The organism is Mesorhizobium sp. M0293, from assembly GCF_040321735.1.
Classification (GTDB): Bacteria; Pseudomonadota; Alphaproteobacteria; order Rhizobiales; family Rhizobiaceae; genus Mesorhizobium.
Window position 1 is genome coordinate 13499 of the sequence record NZ_JAMYSA010000079.1, and the last position, 17119, is coordinate 30617.

At 63.3% G+C, this 17119-nt stretch carries 18 protein-coding genes; 17 read left to right on the top strand and 1 reads right to left on the bottom strand.

Annotated features, from left to right (window positions below; translation table 11 throughout):
• Positions 1-286 precede the first annotated feature (286 nt).
• The 13 genes from NKJ06_RS24860 to trmB all read left to right on the top strand — a co-directional run bounded on the left by NKJ06_RS24860 (position 287) and on the right by trmB (position 12674).
• Positions 287-1393 carry a DUF1513 domain-containing protein gene (locus NKJ06_RS24860; RefSeq protein ID WP_352629769.1) on the top strand — a complete coding sequence of 369 codons (1107 nt, stop codon included), beginning with the start codon at positions 287-289 and terminating at the stop codon, positions 1391-1393.
• Between the two features lie 108 nt (positions 1394-1501).
• Positions 1502-2179: a tRNA (adenosine(37)-N6)-threonylcarbamoyltransferase complex dimerization subunit type 1 TsaB gene (tsaB, locus tag NKJ06_RS24865; protein WP_352629767.1), complete on the top strand. Its 678-nt coding sequence runs from the start codon at positions 1502-1504 to the stop codon at positions 2177-2179.
• Complete coding sequence (gene rimI / locus NKJ06_RS24870; RefSeq protein WP_352629765.1) at positions 2179-2673, top strand: ribosomal protein S18-alanine N-acetyltransferase; 495 nt, start codon at positions 2179-2181, stop codon at positions 2671-2673. The genes tsaB and rimI overlap by 1 nt, the downstream gene beginning before the upstream one ends.
• A gap of 21 nt (positions 2674-2694) precedes the next feature.
• Positions 2695-3495, top strand: coding sequence for a lyso-ornithine lipid O-acyltransferase (gene olsA, locus NKJ06_RS24875; RefSeq protein WP_352629763.1), 801 nt, complete (start codon positions 2695-2697; stop codon positions 3493-3495).
• Between the two features lie 97 nt (positions 3496-3592).
• Entirely contained in the window at positions 3593-5002 is a 1410-nt protein-coding gene (gene miaB / locus NKJ06_RS24880) for a tRNA (N6-isopentenyl adenosine(37)-C2)-methylthiotransferase MiaB (protein WP_352629761.1), read from the top strand.
• Positions 5003-5052: 50 nt separating this feature from the next.
• Entirely contained in the window at positions 5053-6078 is a 1026-nt protein-coding gene (locus tag NKJ06_RS24885) for a PhoH family protein (protein WP_352629959.1), read from the top strand.
• Between the two features lie 18 nt (positions 6079-6096).
• Positions 6097-6597: an rRNA maturation RNase YbeY gene (gene ybeY, locus NKJ06_RS24890; RefSeq protein ID WP_352629759.1), complete on the top strand. Its 501-nt coding sequence runs from the start codon at positions 6097-6099 to the stop codon at positions 6595-6597.
• Positions 6598-6625: 28 nt separating this feature from the next.
• Positions 6626-7717, top strand: coding sequence for a hemolysin family protein (locus tag NKJ06_RS24895; protein WP_352629757.1), 1092 nt, complete (start codon positions 6626-6628; stop codon positions 7715-7717).
• Between the two features lie 72 nt (positions 7718-7789).
• Positions 7790-8260, top strand: a complete 471-nt coding sequence (locus NKJ06_RS24900) for a VOC family protein (RefSeq protein WP_352629755.1) — start codon at positions 7790-7792, stop codon at positions 8258-8260.
• A 103-nt stretch (positions 8261-8363) separates the two neighbouring features.
• Complete coding sequence (gene lnt / locus NKJ06_RS24905) at positions 8364-9956, top strand: apolipoprotein N-acyltransferase (RefSeq protein ID WP_352629753.1); 1593 nt, start codon at positions 8364-8366, stop codon at positions 9954-9956.
• Between the two features lie 138 nt (positions 9957-10094).
• The gene (locus NKJ06_RS24910; protein WP_352629751.1) at positions 10095-10514 is read left to right on the top strand and encodes a helix-turn-helix domain-containing protein; all 420 of its coding nucleotides are present in this window, start codon (positions 10095-10097) and stop codon (positions 10512-10514) included.
• 169 nt (positions 10515-10683) lie between these two features.
• The gene (gene metK / locus NKJ06_RS24915) at positions 10684-11949 is read left to right on the top strand and encodes a methionine adenosyltransferase (RefSeq protein ID WP_352629748.1); all 1266 of its coding nucleotides are present in this window, start codon (positions 10684-10686) and stop codon (positions 11947-11949) included.
• A 23-nt stretch (positions 11950-11972) separates the two neighbouring features.
• On the top strand, positions 11973-12674 hold the full coding sequence (gene trmB / locus NKJ06_RS24920) for a tRNA (guanine(46)-N(7))-methyltransferase TrmB (protein WP_352810947.1): 702 nt from the start codon (positions 11973-11975) through the stop codon (positions 12672-12674).
• Between the two features lie 29 nt (positions 12675-12703).
• Here the strand turns inward: trmB and NKJ06_RS24925 are convergent, their stop codons facing one another.
• Entirely contained in the window at positions 12704-12871 is a 168-nt protein-coding gene (locus NKJ06_RS24925; RefSeq protein ID WP_127381317.1) for a hypothetical protein, read from the bottom strand.
• 563 nt (positions 12872-13434) lie between these two features.
• On the opposite strand from NKJ06_RS24925, the gene rimP reads away from it, so the two are divergent.
• The 4 genes from rimP to NKJ06_RS24945 all read left to right on the top strand — a co-directional run.
• On the top strand, positions 13435-14079 hold the full coding sequence (gene rimP, locus NKJ06_RS24930) for a ribosome maturation factor RimP (protein WP_352629742.1): 645 nt from the start codon (positions 13435-13437) through the stop codon (positions 14077-14079).
• A gap of 49 nt (positions 14080-14128) precedes the next feature.
• Positions 14129-15724 (top strand): transcription termination factor NusA, encoded by a 1596-nt coding sequence (nusA, locus tag NKJ06_RS24935; RefSeq protein WP_352629740.1) that lies wholly within the window; start codon positions 14129-14131, stop codon positions 15722-15724.
• Between the two features lie 38 nt (positions 15725-15762).
• Positions 15763-16413 (top strand): RNA-binding protein, encoded by a 651-nt coding sequence (locus NKJ06_RS24940; protein ID WP_352629738.1) that lies wholly within the window; start codon positions 15763-15765, stop codon positions 16411-16413.
• On the top strand, positions 16410-17119 hold a 710-nt coding region (locus NKJ06_RS24945; RefSeq protein WP_352810951.1), incomplete at its 3' end, for a translation initiation factor IF-2 associated domain-containing protein. The genes NKJ06_RS24940 and NKJ06_RS24945, both read left to right, overlap by 4 nt.

Consider the following 17119-nt stretch of genomic DNA (forward strand, 5'->3'; position numbering starts at 1 on the left):
AAACGCCCATAGTTTCGTCATCCTGGGGCGAAGCAAGGAGCGAAGCGACGCAGCGCAGACCCCGGGATCCATGCACCCGACGGTCGAGGTCACGGCGTGGATCCTCGGGTCTCCGCGACGGAGCTTCGCTCCTGCTCCGCCCGTGGATGACGAAATTCCGGAGGCTTCGGCCAACTTCCAACGTCTGCGATAGATCATTCCAAGAACCGGTAGGTGCCAAGCGTCAGCTCCGATCCGCAAAAATCACCCTGTCTTGGAGCGAGCCAGTGCAGGGGAGGATCGCCTCTTGAAAACCTCCCTCGTCGACCGGCGCGATTTTCTCAGGGCCGCAGGCATTGGCTTTGCCGCTGCCGTAGCGCCGTCGGCCTGGGCAAAGACGCTTGCGGCCGACGCCGTCTTCGCCACCGCGTTCGTCAAGCGCGATGGCAGCTATGGCGCCGCTGTGCTGTCCGAAGCCGGCAAGGTCCTGCACGCGATCGACCTGCCCGATCGCGGCCATGACGTCACATTCGATCCCATATCGAAGCGTTCGGTGGTCTTCGCCCGCCAGCCCGGCACGTTCGCCGTGGTGTTCGATCATTCTGGTCGCGACGAACCGCTGACCATCGCCAGCATCGCCGGCCGGCATTTCTTTGGGCATGGCATGTTCTCGCCCGACGGGGCGCTGCTCTACGCCACCGAAAACGACTTCGACAGCGCCGCCGGCGTGGTCGGCATCTACGATGCGCGGGCGAAGTTCAACCGCATCGGTGAATTCCCGACCCATGGCATGGGTCCGCACGAGCTTCTGCTGCTGGGTGACGGCAGGACGATCGCGGTTGCCAATGGCGGCATCGAGACCCATCCGGATTACGGCCGCGCCGAGCTCAACATCGCGACCATGAAGCCGTCCTATGTGCTCATCGACCGCGTCACCGGCGACCTCATCGAGAAGCACGAATTGCCGGCGGCACTGCATCAGCTGTCGATCCGGCATATGGACACCGACCCGTCCGGCACCGTCTGGTTCGGCTGCCAATACCGGGGGCCGGGCACCGATCGTCCGCCGCTTGTCGGCCGCGCCGCGCGCGGCAAGGACTTGCAGCTGCTCGACATGCCGCAGGACGTGCTGTCCGGCTTCCGCAACTATATCGGTTCGGTCGCCGCCAATCCGGCTGCCGGCACCGTCGCCGTCTCGTCGCCGGAAGGCAATTCGCTTGTCGTGATCGATGCGACGAGCAGCCGGGTCGTTTCGGCCAGCGCACTGGTCGAGGTTTGCGGCGTGGCGCCCGACGGAACCGGCTTCATGGCCACCACAGGCGCCGGCGAAATCGTCGAGGGCAGCGGTGCGACACGCTCCGAACCGGACTATGTCTGGGACAACCACATGCTGCGCATCGAACAGGTTGCGTAGATATTTCCTGCCGGGCCGAAGCGAAGCCGCTTAACGAATTATGAACTATCCCCTTGCGGTGGCGGGCCGTGGCGGGCACAGGGAATTGTTTTTCGAACCGGTCGCTTCATGAAACTGCTTGCCATTGACTGTGCCGCCAACCTCTGCGCCGCTTGCGTCTATGACGCGGCGGCGAAGCAGGAGCTTGGCCGTTCGGTGCTCGATCTCGGCAAGGGTCATGCCGAGCACCTGATGACCATCATCGCCGAAGCGCTGAAGGCAAGTGCGACCGACTATGCCGGTCTTGGCGCCATCGCCGTTTCCGTTGGCCCGGGTTCTTTCACCGGTCTGCGCGTCGGCGTCTCGACCGCGCGCGGCCTGGCGCTGGCGCTCAAGATTCCGGCGATCGGGGTGACGACGCTCGAGGCGCTGGCTGCTGAGGCGGCAGCAGCATTTCCCGGTCGCGCCGTACTGGCGGCGCTCGATGCGGGTCGCGAGGAAATCCATGCCGCCCTCTACGATGAAATGTCAGCTTTGACTTACGGTCCGGCTGTGGCCACACTGGCTGATGTCGTCACCATGGCGACGGAAAGCTCGTCGGTGCTTACCGGAACCGCGGCGGCGCTGATCGCCGCGTCGGCCGGACGCGCCTTCGATATCGGCCCTCAGACGGCCACCGCCGATATTGTCACATATGCCCGCCTGGCTGCCGCCAAGGGTCCCGGCGAAAGGCCGAAACCACTCTATCTGCGCGGCGCTGACGCCAAGCCGCAGGCGGGATTCATTCTATCAAGGCAAGAGAGTTGATGCGCATACCTTTTCTCCAACCACGCCGCCGGGACTACGCGCTCGAGCCGCTGAAGATCGCCGACAGCCCGGCGGTCTCGCTGCTGCATCGCGAGGACTTTGTGCGCCCGTGGACCGATGGCGAATTCGCCGCCTTGCTCGAACAGGACACCGTATTCGGCTATGCCGCGCGTGAAACCGGACAGGGCGCCAAGCCTCCGGTCGGCTTCGTGCTGGCGAGGCTCGCGGCCGGCGAAGGCGAGATCCTCACCGTCGCGGTGGCACGATCGCATCGCCGGCAGGGGCTCGGCTGGCAATTGATGGACGCGGTACTGCGCGAACTGCACGCGCAGCGTGCCGAAGCGCTGTTCCTCGAGGTCGACGAGACCAATGTCGCGGCGATCGCGCTCTATCGGCGGCTCGGCTTCCGCGAGGTCGGCAAGCGACCGAATTACTACAGGTCGCCGGAACACGGACCGACCGGCGCGCTTGTTATGCGCCGCGATCTTCGCTAGCGAGACGGCCGGGGTAGGGCGATGATCAAGAAAATCAGGATTTTCCTGGCGCTGGGCCTCGTTGTCGCCGGGTCGGTGGTCCTCGTGCCGTTGCAGATCCTGTCGATGAAGACCGGCTGGTGGCCGGAAACCTTTATCCTCAAGATCTGGCACAGGCTGATCATCAGGGCACTCGGCATGCGTGTCCATGTCAAGGGAACGCTATCGACCAAGCGTCCTTTGCTGGTGGCATCCAATCACATCTCGTGGACCGACATCATGGTGCTCGGCTCTTTTGCCGATGTGAAATTCATCGCCAGGGCCGACATGGAAGGCTGGCCGCTGATCGGCATGCTGTCGAAGCTGCAACGCACCGTGTTCATCGAGCGCGAGCGTAAGCGTTCGTCGGGCGACCAGGCAAGCGAGATCGCCAGCCGCATGGCCAAGGGCGATGCCATGGTGCTGTTCGCCGAGGGCTCGACGGGCGACGGCAACATCGTCCTGCCGTTCAAGAGCACGCTGTTTGGCGCTGCCTCGATGGCGATTTCGGAAGGCGCGGCGGAGCAGGTCTTCATCCAGCCGGTGGCGATTGCCTATACGCGCCTGCATGGCGTGCCGCTCGGCCGCCGCCACCGCCCGCTTGCCGCCTGGATCGGCGATGAGGATTTGATGCCGCATCTCAAAGTGCTGCTGGCGGAGGGCGCCCTCGACGTCGAGGTGCATTTCGGCGAACCGATCGCCTTTTCCAAGGGTTCGAACCGCAAGGAAACGTCGAAACTGATGGAAGGCCAGGTGCGCGGGATGATGCAGGCAGCGCTTGCCGATCCGCGCCCGAGCCGTTAGTCCGGCTGCGCCCGCGGGCGCTAGCCCGGCATGCACCTGCAGGCGCATGCCGAGAATCGTCTGTTTTTTGTCACAGAAAGGCGTTAGAAGCCGCCAGATGGACTTGAACACGATCGAAAGCGACGACATCCCCACCGCGGCCGGACAGCCGGTGGTGCTTTCAACGGCAGCGAAAAAAGTCTTCATCAAGACCTATGGCTGCCAGATGAACGTCTATGATTCACAGCGCATGACCGATGCGCTTGCCGCCGACGGCTATTCCGCGACCGATGCCATCGGCGAGGCCGACCTGGTGTTGCTCAATACCTGCCATATCAGGGAAAAAGCGGCGGAAAAGGTCTATTCCGAACTCGGCCGTATCCGCGATATGAAAGCCGAACGCGCTTTGGCCGGCCGCGAGATGCTGGTCGGCGTCGCCGGCTGCGTGGCGCAGGCCGAAGGCGCCGAGATCATCCGCCGTTCGCCAGCCGTCGATCTGGTCATCGGCCCGCAGACCTATCACCGGCTGCCTGATGTACTGGCGAGGGTGCGCAGCGGCGAAAAGATCGTCGAGACCGACTACGCCATCGAGGACAAATTCGAGCATCTGCCGCAGCCGAAGCGCGCCGAGGTCATCAAGCGCGGCGTCACCGCCTTCCTCACTGTGCAGGAAGGCTGCGACAAATTCTGCACCTTCTGCGTCGTGCCCTACACCAGAGGCTCGGAAGTCTCGCGGCCGGTGGCGCAGATCGTTGCGGAGGCTGAGCGTCTGGCGGATGCCGGCGTGCGCGAGGTGACGCTGCTTGGCCAGAACGTCAATGCCTGGCATGGCCGGGGCGAGAACGGCGAGGAGTGGGGCCTTGGCCGCCTGCTGTTCCGGCTGGCCGAAATCCCCGGCCTGGCGCGGTTGCGCTACACCACCAGCCACCCGCGCGACATGGACGACGAACTCATCGCCGCCCATCGCGATCTGCCGGCGTTGATGCCCTATCTGCATCTGCCGGTGCAATCAGGCTCCGACCGCATCCTCAAAGCGATGAACCGCAGGCATACGGCGAAAGATTATCTGACGCTGCTCGACCGCATCCGCACGGCCCGGCCTGACATCGCGCTTTCCGGCGACTTCATCGTCGGCTTCCCCGGCGAGACCGAAGCGGATTTCGAGGCGACGATGGAACTGGTGCGCCGGGTGAATTACGCCTCGGCCTTCTCGTTCAAATATTCGCCGCGCCCCGGCACGCCGGGCGCTGAAATGCCCGATCATGTGCCGGAAACGGTCAAGGACGAGCGTCTGCAGCGGCTGCAGGCTCTGCTTGTTAAACAGCAGCAGGATTTTGGTTTGAGCCTCGTCGGCAGCACCATCAGCACGCTGATCGAGAAGCCCGGCCGCCAGTCCGGCCAGAAGGTCGGCCGCTCGCCGTGGCTGCAGCCGGTTATTGTTGATGAAAAGGCCGGCGAAATCGGTGACATTATCCAGGTGCGAATCACGAAGACGGGCTACAACAGCCTGTTCGCCGAATTGGCCTGAGGGTCTCGGCAGATGAGGAGAGACGGTTGAGCGCTGCGGAAGTGAAGAATATGCCTCAGACCACTGCATCCGGGGCTTCTGATATGGCGCATATCGTTCTGACTTTCGATAACAACAAGCTTGCCAGCGCCCTTTACGGTCAGTTCGACGAAAACCTCGCCAGGCTCGAGCAGAAGCTCGGCATCGACATCCGCTCGCGCGGCAACCAGCTGACCATCAAGGGCTCGGCGTCAGCCGCCGAGCAGGCGCGCCGCGCCCTGGACAATCTCTACGGCATTCTCCAGAAGGGCGCCGATATCGGCCAGTCCGACGTCGATGGCGCCGTGCGCATGGCAATCGCCGCCGACGATCAGCTGACCCTGCCGACGCTGGAGCGCAAGGGCAAGGTCTCCGCCGCCCAGATCGCCACCCGCAAGAAGACGATCTATGCTCGCTCGCTCAACCAGGACGCCTATATGCGGGCGCTGGAACGGTCGGAACTGGTGTTCGGCATCGGCCCGGCCGGCACCGGCAAGACCTATCTGGCGGTGGCGCATGCGGCGATGCTGCTAGAGCGCGGCATGGTCGAACGCATCATTCTGTCGCGGCCGGCGGTCGAGGCCGGCGAGCGGCTCGGCTTCTTGCCGGGCGACATGAAGGAGAAGGTCGATCCTTACCTGCGGCCGCTCTATGACGCGCTTTACGACATGATGCCGGCCGACAAGGTCGAGCGCGCCATCGCCGCCGAAGTCATCGAGATCGCGCCGCTCGCCTTCATGCGCGGCCGCACGTTGGCACACGCCGCCGTCATCCTCGACGAAGCGCAGAACACCACGCCGATGCAGATGAAGATGTTCCTGACCCGTCTGGGCGAGAACTCGCGTATGATCGTCACCGGCGATCCGACCCAGATCGACCTTCCGTCCAACACCAAATCAGGCCTCGTCGAAGCCTTGCGTGTGCTGGACGGCGTGGCGGGCGCGGTGACCGTGCGCTTCAACGACGGCGACGTGGTCCGCCATCCGCTGGTGGCGGAAATCGTCAGGGCCTATGACCGCGACGCCAAACTGGCGCGCGGCCTCGGTGCCGAGAATTGATTTTGACGATGCGGCTTCATGCCTGAGGACATAATATCCGGCGACGGGAATGTTCCCGTCGACATCGATATATCTGTCGAAGCGGGCGAATGGCCCGATGAGGCAAGCCTGACGCGGCTGGTCAACCATGCCGTCGCAGCTGTTTTTGCTGAAACCGGCGTGGCCGGCCGTTCCGAACTTAGCCTCGTTTTTTCCGACGACGCCCATATCCGCACCCTCAACGCCGGCTGGCGCGGCAAGGATAAACCGACCAACGTCTTGTCTTTCCCGGTTTTTCCGCTGTTGCAAGGGGCCCCGTTGCCGCCGATGCTGGGCGATATCGTGCTCGCCGCCGAGACGGTCGCGCGTGAAGCGGCACTGGAAGACAAGCCTGTCGAGAACCATATCACCCATCTCGTCATCCATGGCTTGCTGCACTTGCTGGGCTACGATCACGAGACCGACGCCGAGGCGGAGGCGATGGAAGCCACCGAGCGTGCTGCGCTCGCAAGGCTTGCCATTCCCGATCCCTACGCGTAACTACTTCTGACCAATTGACCGGACGACGATGAACGACAAACCAGAGACTGCCGCCCGCCCCGACACCGGCAGTGCGACCAAGGCTTCCGATACGTCGGAAGAGGGATCAAGTCCGAGTCCCGTTACCACTGGTGCTGCCAGCACCGGCAGCGTTGCCAGCGAAACATCGCCCGCCGGTCCCTCCCTGTTCGACCGCGTTCTAGGCCTGTTCAGGCAGCGCAACGGAACCAGCCTGCGTGAGGAAATTGCCGGCGCGCTTGCTGAAACGACGAGCGATGGGGAATCCTTCTCGCCCGGCGAACGCGCCATGCTCAACAACATCCTGCGGCTGCGCGAGGTGCGCGTCGAGGACGTCATGGTGCCGCGTACCGACATCCAGGGAGTCGAGATCACGACGACGCTCGGCGATCTCCTAGGTACCTTCGAACAATCCGGCCATTCGCGCATGCCGGTCTATTCCGAGACTCTCGATGATCCGCGCGGCATGGTGCATATCCGTGACGTACTGGCCCACATCACCAAGATCGCGCGCGTCAAGAAGGGCCGCACGACCAGAAAAACCCCCGTCGCCACGGTTCTCGATCTCGCACAGGTCGACCTTGCGCGTACCATTGGCGATCTCAATCTGATCCGCCCGGTGCTGTTCGTGCCGCCGTCGATGCTTGCCTCCGACCTGATGGGCCGCATGCAGACGACGCGCACGCAGATGGCCCTGGTCATCGACGAATATGGCGGCACCGACGGCCTTGCCTCGCTCGAGGACATCGTCGAGATGGTAGTCGGCGACATCGAGGACGAGCATGACGACGATGAGCCGATGATCACTCAGAGCGGTGACGGCGTGTTCATCGTCGACGGCAAGGCCGAGATCGACGATGTCGCCAAGATGATCGGCGGGGATTTCGCCGCCGGCGAACATGGCGAATATGTCGACACCATCGGCGGCATGATCTTCAACACGCTTGGCCGCGTTCCTGCGCGTGGCGAGGTGGTGCAGGCCATTCCGGGCTTCGAGTTCCACGTGCTCGATGCCGATCCGCGCCGCGTTAAGCGCGTGCGCATCGTGCAGAGCCAGAAGGGCGAGCGCCGGCGGCGCGCCGCACGCACCGAGCAGGCTTAAGCATGATGCTGAAAAGTTGCAGATTTTTCGGATAGACATCATGCGACAAAACAAGGATCTAAGCGCTTAGGGATGACGATCGAAGATCCCTTCAAGCACGCCACCTTGGGGTCGGGGGTGTTCTATAGGGATCCTCGTGCCGCGCTGGACTGGCTTGAAGCAGCCTTCGGCTTCGAGCGCAGCATGGTGGTCAGCTATGCCGAGCGAAGACTTGTTCACGCCGAGATGCGGTTCGGCGACGGCTACATCATCGTCGATTCCGAATGGACCGATTACGTCGCCAGCCCGGCTTCCGTCGCCGGCAAGAACACGCAGTCAGTCTATATCAGGCTGAAGGACGGCATCGATGCCCATTGCGAGCAGGCTCGGACAGCCGGTGCTGACATAATCCAGGAGCCGGCGGATCAGTTCTACGGCGAGCGCCAGTATCGGGCGCGCGATCCCGAGGGCCATGTCTGGACCTTCACGCAGACCATCCGCTCGGTTTCCCGTGAAGAGGCGGAACGGCTGAGCGGCTTGCGGATCGAGGGCTGGCACCGGTAGGACGGTGGCCGGAGCTTGCATCACGGCCATCCATCCGGCGTTTGGAGCGCGGACCGCGGCCTGTTAAATCTTGCGTCGTGATTCGCGCGACTCGGAAGTATGCATGGAGCGCCTGACCGGCCGGATAATTCTGCTTTGGGGTTGGCGGCGCGCGCTCGTGGCGTTTATCGCAGGCGCTTTTGCCGTGCTTGGCCAGGCGCCCTACGATTTCTTCGCCGCCTGCTTCATCTCGTTTCCCCTGCTGGTCTGGCTGCTCGACGGCGCCACCGGCGAAGCTTCAGGCAGCCTGTTCCGTCGCTTGCGGCCGGCCTTCGCCGTCGGCTGGTGGTTCGGCTTCGGCTATTTCCTTGCCGGGCTGTGGTGGATCGGCTCGGCGCTGCTGGTCGAGGCCGACAGCTTTGCCTGGGCGCTTCCCTTCGCGGTGGTCGGCATCCCCTTCGCACTCGCCTTTTTCTACGGCTTCGCGGCCATGGTTGCGCGGCTGTTGTGGAGCAGCGACATCGGCCGCATCGCCGCCCTTGCCTTCGGCTTCGCGCTGGCGGAATGGCTGCGCGACTTCCTGTTCACTGGTTTTCCCTGGAATGCCATCGGCTACGCGGCCATGCCCGTACCGTTGCTGATGCAAAGCGTCTCGGTGACCGGCATGATCGGCATGAACGCGCTCGCGGTGTTCGTCTTCGCGCTGCCGGCGCTGCTGGCGACGCGCCGGCATCTGCGCCTCGGCGCGGCGCTGTTTGTCGTGCTTGCCGCCGCCCATGTCGGCTTCGGCTATGTCAGGCTTGCCGCTCCCGAAAAGCCGGCGGCGCGCAGCCTCGATGTCCGCATCGTCCAGCCGGCTGTGGACCTGTCGGAAAAGTGGGACGCCTCGGTGCGCGACCGCATCTTCGCAACCTTGATGGGGCTATCGGCCAAGGCGCCGGTGTCGGGCCATGAAAAGCCGCAATTGATCCTGTGGCCCGAAACCTCGGTGCCGTTCCTCTTCACCGAGCGTCCGGACGCATTGACGGCGCTAGGCGACATGCTGGGACCCGGCCAGAGGCTGATCGCCGGCGTCGTCCGCGAGGAAGGCGGCTCGGCCGCGAATGCCGACAGCCGCTACTACAACTCCGTGGTGGCGATCGACGACAAGGGTGAAATCACTGATGCAGTCGACAAGGTTCACCTGGTACCGTTCGGCGAATACCTGCCTTTCTCCGATCTGCTCGAGCGTTTCGGCATCGAGCAACTGGTTGCCGGGCCGATGAGTTTTGCGGCCGGCAATGAGCGGCACGCCATCGCCCTGCCCGACGGCATCCGTGCGTTGCCATTTATCTGTTATGAGGTGATCTTTCCCGATCTCGTAGCAGTTGACGCTACGTCAGCACAGCTTATTGTGAACGTTACCAATGATGCGTGGTTCGGCGACACGCCGGGTCCGTATCAGCATTTCAGGCAGGCCCAGATCCGTGCTGTGGAGAATGGATTGCCATTGCTGCGCGCTGCCAACAACGGCATCTCGGCCGTCGTTGATCCGCGCGGGCGCATCGTCGATGCGCTGGCAATCGACGCCCGCGGCGCCATCGATGCCCATGTACCGATTTCCGAACAGGCGGTCATATCTCCCGGCCAACGGCGCATTAACGGAATGCTGATCATGTTGCTGTTTGCCATCGCCGCCACACTGTTGAACGTAAGGCAAAGGCTACGGGTGAATTGACAGCCCGCACATTAGAAACTCATACTGTAAGCGCCTGAAATTTCTCGAAGTCGGTGGATCGTTCTGTTGGGGCAGTTGCCTCCGGCGTCGTTTGGGCAGGAAAAAATAGAGAAGCCGAAAAAATTCGGCGAGGAAAAAATGACAGAAGACAACAAGAAGAAACCGAATCCGATCGACATCCATGTCGGCAGTCGCATCCGGCTTCGCCGCAACATGCTGGGAATGAGCCAGGAGAAGCTGGGAGAAAATCTCGGCATCACATTTCAACAGATTCAGAAATATGAAAAGGGCACCAACCGCGTCGGCGCCAGCCGTCTGCAGGCGATCGCGTCCATCCTCGGCGTGCCTGTCGCCTTCTTTTTCGAGGATGCGCCCGGTCAGGAGGCCGTGGCGGGCCGTGGATTTGCCGAGGATGCGTCGATGGCTTTCGCCGTCGAATTCTGCGGCAGTCCGGAAGGACTTCAGCTCAACCGGGCCTTTGTCAAGATCGCCGACGCCAAGGTGCGCCGCCGGATCATAGACCTGGTCAAGTCCCTCTCCACCGACGATGCCGACTGATCCGCAATCACGCTTGGGCCGGCGGCGCCTTGCCGCCGGTGGCCCAAGATAACCGCATCGACATTCATGCCAGAACCGAAGCACCGCTTGACGAGCGGCGCTTTGCCCCGCTAACACGTGGCGCGCCAAAGTCGGCAGCCTGCCGATCGTTTTTCAAGAGGGGACACCCGTGACGCGGCAGAACTACTTCTTTACCTCGGAATCCGTTGCCGAGGGCCATCCCGACAAAGTCTGTGACCGGATCTCCGACGAGATCGTCGATCTGGTCTATCGCGAAGCCAAGAAGACCGGCATGGACCCATGGAAAGTTCGTGTCGCCTGCGAGACGCTTGCGACAACCAACCGCGTTGTTATCGCCGGCGAGGTGCGCGTCCCCGAGACGCTGCTGAAGAAGGACAAGGCAGGCAACATCCTCACGGATGCCGCAGGCCATCCGGTCGTCAATCCGGCCAAGTTCAAATCGGTCGCCCGCAAGGCGATCCGCGAAATCGGCTATGAACAGGCCGGCTTCCACTGGAAAACGGCGAAGATCGAGGTCTTGTTGCACGGCCAGTCGCCGGATATCGGCCAGGGCGTCGACAACGCCTCCGACCGTCAGGGCGAAGAGGGTGCCGGCGACCAGGGCATCATGTTCGGCTATGCCTGCCGTGAGACGCCGGATCTGATGCCGGCACCGATCTACTACAGCCACAAGATCCTCGAACTGCTGGCAGCTGCCCGTCACGAAGGCAGCGGTGAAGCCGGCAGGCTCGGGCCGGATGCCAAGAGCCAGGTCACCGTTCGCTATGTCGACGGCAAGGCCGCCGAGGCGACGCAGATCGTGCTGTCCACGCAGCATCTCGATGCGAGCTGGGATTCGAAGAAGGTCCGCAAGGTCGTCGAACCCTATATCCGCGAGGCCTTGGGCGAGCTGAAGATCGCCGACAACTGCATGTGGTACATCAACCCGACCGGCAAGTTCGTCATCGGCGGGCCGGACGGTGACGCCGGCCTGACCGGCCGCAAGATCATCGTCGACACCTATGGTGGGGCCGCACCCCATGGCGGTGGCGCCTTCTCCGGCAAGGACACCACCAAGGTCGATCGTTCGGCGGCCTATGCGGCGCGCTATCTGGCCAAGAATGTCGTGGCGGCGAAACTCGCCGACCGCTGCACCATCCAGCTTTCCTACGCCATCGGCGTTGCCCAGCCGCTGTCGGTCTATGTCGACCTGCACGGCACCGGCAAGGTCGACGAGGCAAAGCTTGAGGAGGCGCTGCGCAGCGTGATGGATCTGTCGCCGTCCGGCATCCGCCGCCATCTCGATCTCAACAAGCCGATCTATGCCAAGACGTCGTCCTACGGCCATTTCGGCCGCAAGGCCGGCCGCGACGGGTCTTTCTCCTGGGAAAAGACCGACCTCGCCAAGGCGCTCAAGGACGCGGTCGCCGCCTGATAGCGGCGCCGCAAAGTCCCGCCATGGCCCCGAAGGACAGACCAAGCCGCGCGACCGAAGCCTTCTTCGGTCGCCGGCGCGGCAAGACCATGCGTCCGCAGCAGGCGGCGGCACTGGAAAGCGGTTTCGGCATATATCGGCTCGATCTAACGGCTGAGCCGCCGGCCGATCTGTCCACTCTGTTTGAAGCCGATGTTTCGGCGGTTCGCCTCGAAATCGGCTTCGGCGGTGGCGAACATCTCCTGCATCGCGCGACCGAGGCGCCCTCGATCGGCTTTATCGGCGTCGAACCCTTCGTCAACGGCATGGCCAAGATGATGATGGCGGTGCGGGAGAAGCCGCTCGCCAATCTGCGGGTCTATGATGACGACGCCACCCGGCTGCTCGATTGGCTGCCACAAGCCTCGCTCGACGGCATCGACCTGCTCTATCCCGATCCCTGGCCGAAGAAGAAACACTGGAAGCGGCGCTTCGTCAGCCCGGTCAATCTCGAGCGGTTCGCGCGTGTGCTGAAGCCGGGTTCAAAATTCCGCTTTGCGTCCGATATCGACACCTATGTCAACTGGACCTTGCTGCATTGCCGTGCGCATGGCGCGTTCGCGTGGCAGGCCGCGGAGGCGGCGGACTGGCATCGGCCTTATGACGGCTGGCCGGGCACGCGCTACGAGGCGAAGGCCATTCGAGAGGGCCGGCGGCCGGCCTATCTTACCTTCGTTCGGAAATAGCCGATGGCTTGAAGGGCGCGCTTTGCCGCTTAGAAGCGGCGGCCGATCCGGTCGAAGGCGGCAGGTTCGACGCCGAGGTTGCGCAGGTCGTTGGCGCGCGGCCTGCGGCCGGCTTCGACGGCCCGTGAGGCGGCCACGGCGCTGCCGAATACGGTGAAGAAATCGCCGATTGCCGAAAATATCTTGCGGTTGCTCATGATCATGTCCTTTCGCGCACGAGTGGCGCGCAGCCACATTTGTGCAGCGCAACATAAATAGGTGCGTTCAGCGCCAATCACATGGGTGTTGCCGCATATGCGCCATGCGCCCCACGCAACGCTGGCGCCGGCCGCCTCGACGGCGGCATTGCCCGACCCACATAGGGCTCCGAACTCAGGTCAACAAAAAACCTGGCGACGGCCAGTTCGGCGGTGTCGGCAACTTTTGTGCCGGCAGCCTTTCACGATAGGAATTTTTTCTTGGCTCCGTGCCCTCAGCTATAGTACATATTCGTTCATGGTGCTGATTTGCGCCAGTAACCCCGCCGCACAGGCGGGGTTTTTCGTTTGATGCTCCGTCAGCCAACGCGCCGGCGAAGGCTGCGAAGGAACCCGTTAACCCGAGTTCGTTGCCCTGCGACCCGCACGGCGGGCTTGAAACACCGGCCGCGATCGTTTATATCAACCTCAAATTCTTGGTCGGTATGACGAAGAGTGGGTCCACCCGGTCCCGCTCTTTTTTATTACCTGCCGGTAACTTCGGGTAGAGCGACAGGATCTCAATGACTGCAACGGCAAGCGAGGGCGACGATCGCATCATCCGCGAAAGCGGCATCGATGCACGCATCGCGCTGATCGTCCAGCCGGTTCTGCGTGGCATCGGCTTTCGCCTCGTGCGGGTGCATCTGTCGGGCCAGAACGGGCTGACGCTGCAGATCATGGCCGAGCGCGAGGACGGCACCATGACCGTCGAGGATTGCGAAGAGGTCAGCCGCGCGGTGTCGCCGGCGCTCGATGTCGACGATCCGATCGAAAAGGCCTATCACCTTGAGGTCTCATCGCCCGGCATTGATCGGCCGCTGGTCCGCAAATCGGATTTCACGACCTGGCAGGGTCATCTGGTCAAGATGGAAACATCGATCGTCGTTGCCGACCGCAAGCGGTTCAAAGGCAAGATCGTCGAGGCCGGCGAAGACGATGTGCTGATCGAGCGCGAAAAGGCCGCCTATGGCGAGGAGCCGACGGTGCGTGTCCCTTATGACGCGATTTCCGAAACGCGCCTGATCCTGACCGACGATCTCATCCGCGATGCCCTGTCGAAGGACAACAGGGCGCGCAAGGAAGCCAAAAAACGTCGCGGCGAACCGGACGACGATGAGTCGGGTACGGAAGCGGACGCCACCGAAGAACACGAACAGGAACTATGATTGAGCTGCCGGGCGCAAAGGTCCGGCAAACAGGCTCTGGAGAAAAACGATGGTTGTAAGCGCCAACAGACTTGAACTGCTGCAGATCGCCGACGCGGTCGCGCGTGAAAAGTCGATCGACAAGTCGATCGTCATCGCCGCCATGGCCGATGCGATCCAGAAGGCGGCACGTTCGCGTTACGGCCAGGAGACCAACATCCGCGCCGACATCAACCCGAACACCGGCGAGATGAAGCTGCAGCGGCTGATGGAAGTGGTCGAGAAGGTCGACGACTACGCCACGCAGATCGCCATTTCCTCGGCCCGCGAGCGCAATCCCGACGCCCAGCTTGGCGACTTCATCGCCGAACAGCTGCCGCCGATGGATTTCGGCCGCATCGCTGCCCAGTCGGCCAAGCAGGTCATCGTGCAGAAGGTCCGCGAGGCCGAGCGCGATCGCCAGTATGACGAATACAAGGACCGCATCGGCGAGATCGTCAACGGCACCGTCAAGCGCGTCGAATACGGAAACGTCATCGTCGATCTCGGCCGCGGCGAGGCGATCATCCGTCGCGACGAACTGATCCCGCGCGAAAACTACAAATACGGCGACCGCGTCCGCGCTTATGTCTACGACGTGCGCCGCGAGCAGCGCGGCCCGCAGATATTCCTGTCGCGTACCCATCCGCAGTTCATGGCCAAGCTGTTCACCATGGAAGTGCCGGAAATCTATGACGGCATCATCGAGATCAAGTCGGTCGCCCGCGACCCCGGCTCGCGCGCCAAGATCGCGGTCATCTCGCGCGATAGCTCGATCGATCCGGTCGGCGCCTGCGTCGGTATGCGCGGCAGCCGCGTCCAGGCCGTCGTCGGCGAATTGCAGGGCGAGAAGATCGACATCATTCCGTGGTCCCCATCGGCGGCGTCCTTCATCGTCAACGCGCTGCAGCCGGCGGAAGTCGCCAAGGTCGTGCTCGATGAGGATGCCGAACGCATCGAAGTCGTGGTTCCCGACGACCAGCTGTCGCTGGCCATCGGCCGCCGCGGCCAGAACGTGCGGCTGGCTTCGCAGCTGACCGGCTGGGATATCGACATCCTGACCGAGGCCGAGGAATCCGAGCGTCGGCAGAAGGAATTCGTCGAGCGCTCGTCGCTGTTCATGGAAGCCCTCGACGTCGACGAGATGGTCGGCCAGGTGCTCGCCTCCGAAGGCTTCACCAGCGTCGAGGAAGTCGCTTATGTCGATTCCGGCGAGATCGCCTCGATCGACGGCTTCGACGAAGACACCGCTTCGGAGATCCAGACCCGCGCTCGCGAATATCTGGAGAAGATCGAAGCCGAACACGACGACAAGCGCAAGGCGCTCGGCGTCTCGGACGAATTGCGCGAAATCCCCGGCGTCACCACTGCCATGATGGTGACGCTTGGTGAGGACGGCGTGAAGACGATCGAGGACTTTGCCGGCTATGCCGCCGACGACCTGACCGGCTGGAAGGAACGCAAGGACGGCGAAACCAAGGTATTCCCCGGCGTGCTGGCCAATCATGGCGTGACACGCGCCGATGCCGAGCAGATGGTTCTTGCCGCCCGCCTCAAGGCTGGGTGGATCACCGAAGACGAGCTTGCGGCCGAAGAAGAATCGGCTGACGAAGCCGTTGGTGCGTGAGGTGAAACCGCATCGCACCGAACCCGCCCCTGGACGAGATGAACGATCGCACCTGCATCGTCACCCGCAGGCAGGCCGAACCGGATGAATTGATCCGGTTCGTCGTCGGCCCGGATTCGGCTGTCGTTCCCGACATCAAGAGAAATTTGCCCGGCCGCGGTTGCTGGGTGAGCGCCGACCGCCTACATATCGACAAGGCTGCGGCGAAGAACCTTTTCGCTCGCGCCTTCAAGGCACAGGTGGTCGTGCCGCTCGATCTTGGCGGCATGGTCGACGGGTTGCTTTCCAGATACGCCTTGGGCATGCTTGGTCTTGCCCGCAAGGCGGGCGCGATCGCGCTGGGTGCTACCAAGGTCGAGAGCGCTGTACGCGGCGGATTGGCGCTTTTCGTGCTTCACGCGACCGAGGCGTCCGACGACGGTGTGCGCAAGATCAGCCAAGCGCGACGGGCGACAGTCCATCTCGGCGGCCCTGCTATCCTTGCCTACAAACTTTTCTCCGAGGCCGAGTTGAGCTTGGCATTGGGGGGTACAAATGTGATACATGCTGCCGTTCTCGCGGGAGACGCGGGCAGGGCGGTCCAGAAGCGCATGGTTGCGCTCGACCGGTATCGGGGCGGTTCCCCGGACGATCTGGCAATGCTTGCGGCTGTTGCTGACGAAGATGATGCCGCAGAGGATATGGAATGAGCGATACGAAATCGGGTGACGACAATACGCTGAGTGTGACGCCGAAGAAGACCTTGACGCTGAAGCGCCCCGGTATGGAACAGGGCACTGTGCGCCAGAACTTCTCGCACGGCCGCACCAAGCAGGTCGTCGTCGAAACCAAGAAGCGCAAGTTCTCGATGCCCGGCGACAAGCCGGAGCCGGTTGGAGCCCCCGTCTTCACACCGAAGCCGGCGGTCGTGGCCGCACCCGTCGTGCAGGAAGCGCCGAAGGCGCCGCCACCCCCGCCACCGGCCCCGGTCGAGCGCAGCGGCATGGTGCTCAACGAACTGTCGCGCAGTGAAATGGAAGCACGCCGCAGGGCGCTCGAGGGCTCGAAGGTTCGTGAGGTCGAGGACCGTCAGCGCGCCGCCGAGGATGCCAAGCGCCGTGCCGAGGATGAAGAGCGCCGCAAGCGCGAACGCGATGAATCCGCACGCCGCCAGGCCGAGGAAGAGGCGCGGTTGCAGACCGAGGCCGAGTCCCGCCGTCGGGCCGAGGAAGAGGCGCGCCGCCGCGCGCCGCTGACCGCCGAACTGGCGACGGCCGATGACGAGGAACAGGTCAAGCCGAAGCGGACCGGTGCCGGTGTGCCGGTGCGCCGTCCGGTCACGCCCGAAGTGGCGCGCCCGGCCAAGCCGACCAAGAGCGAGGACGACCGCCGCCGTAGCAAGCTGACGCTGAATTC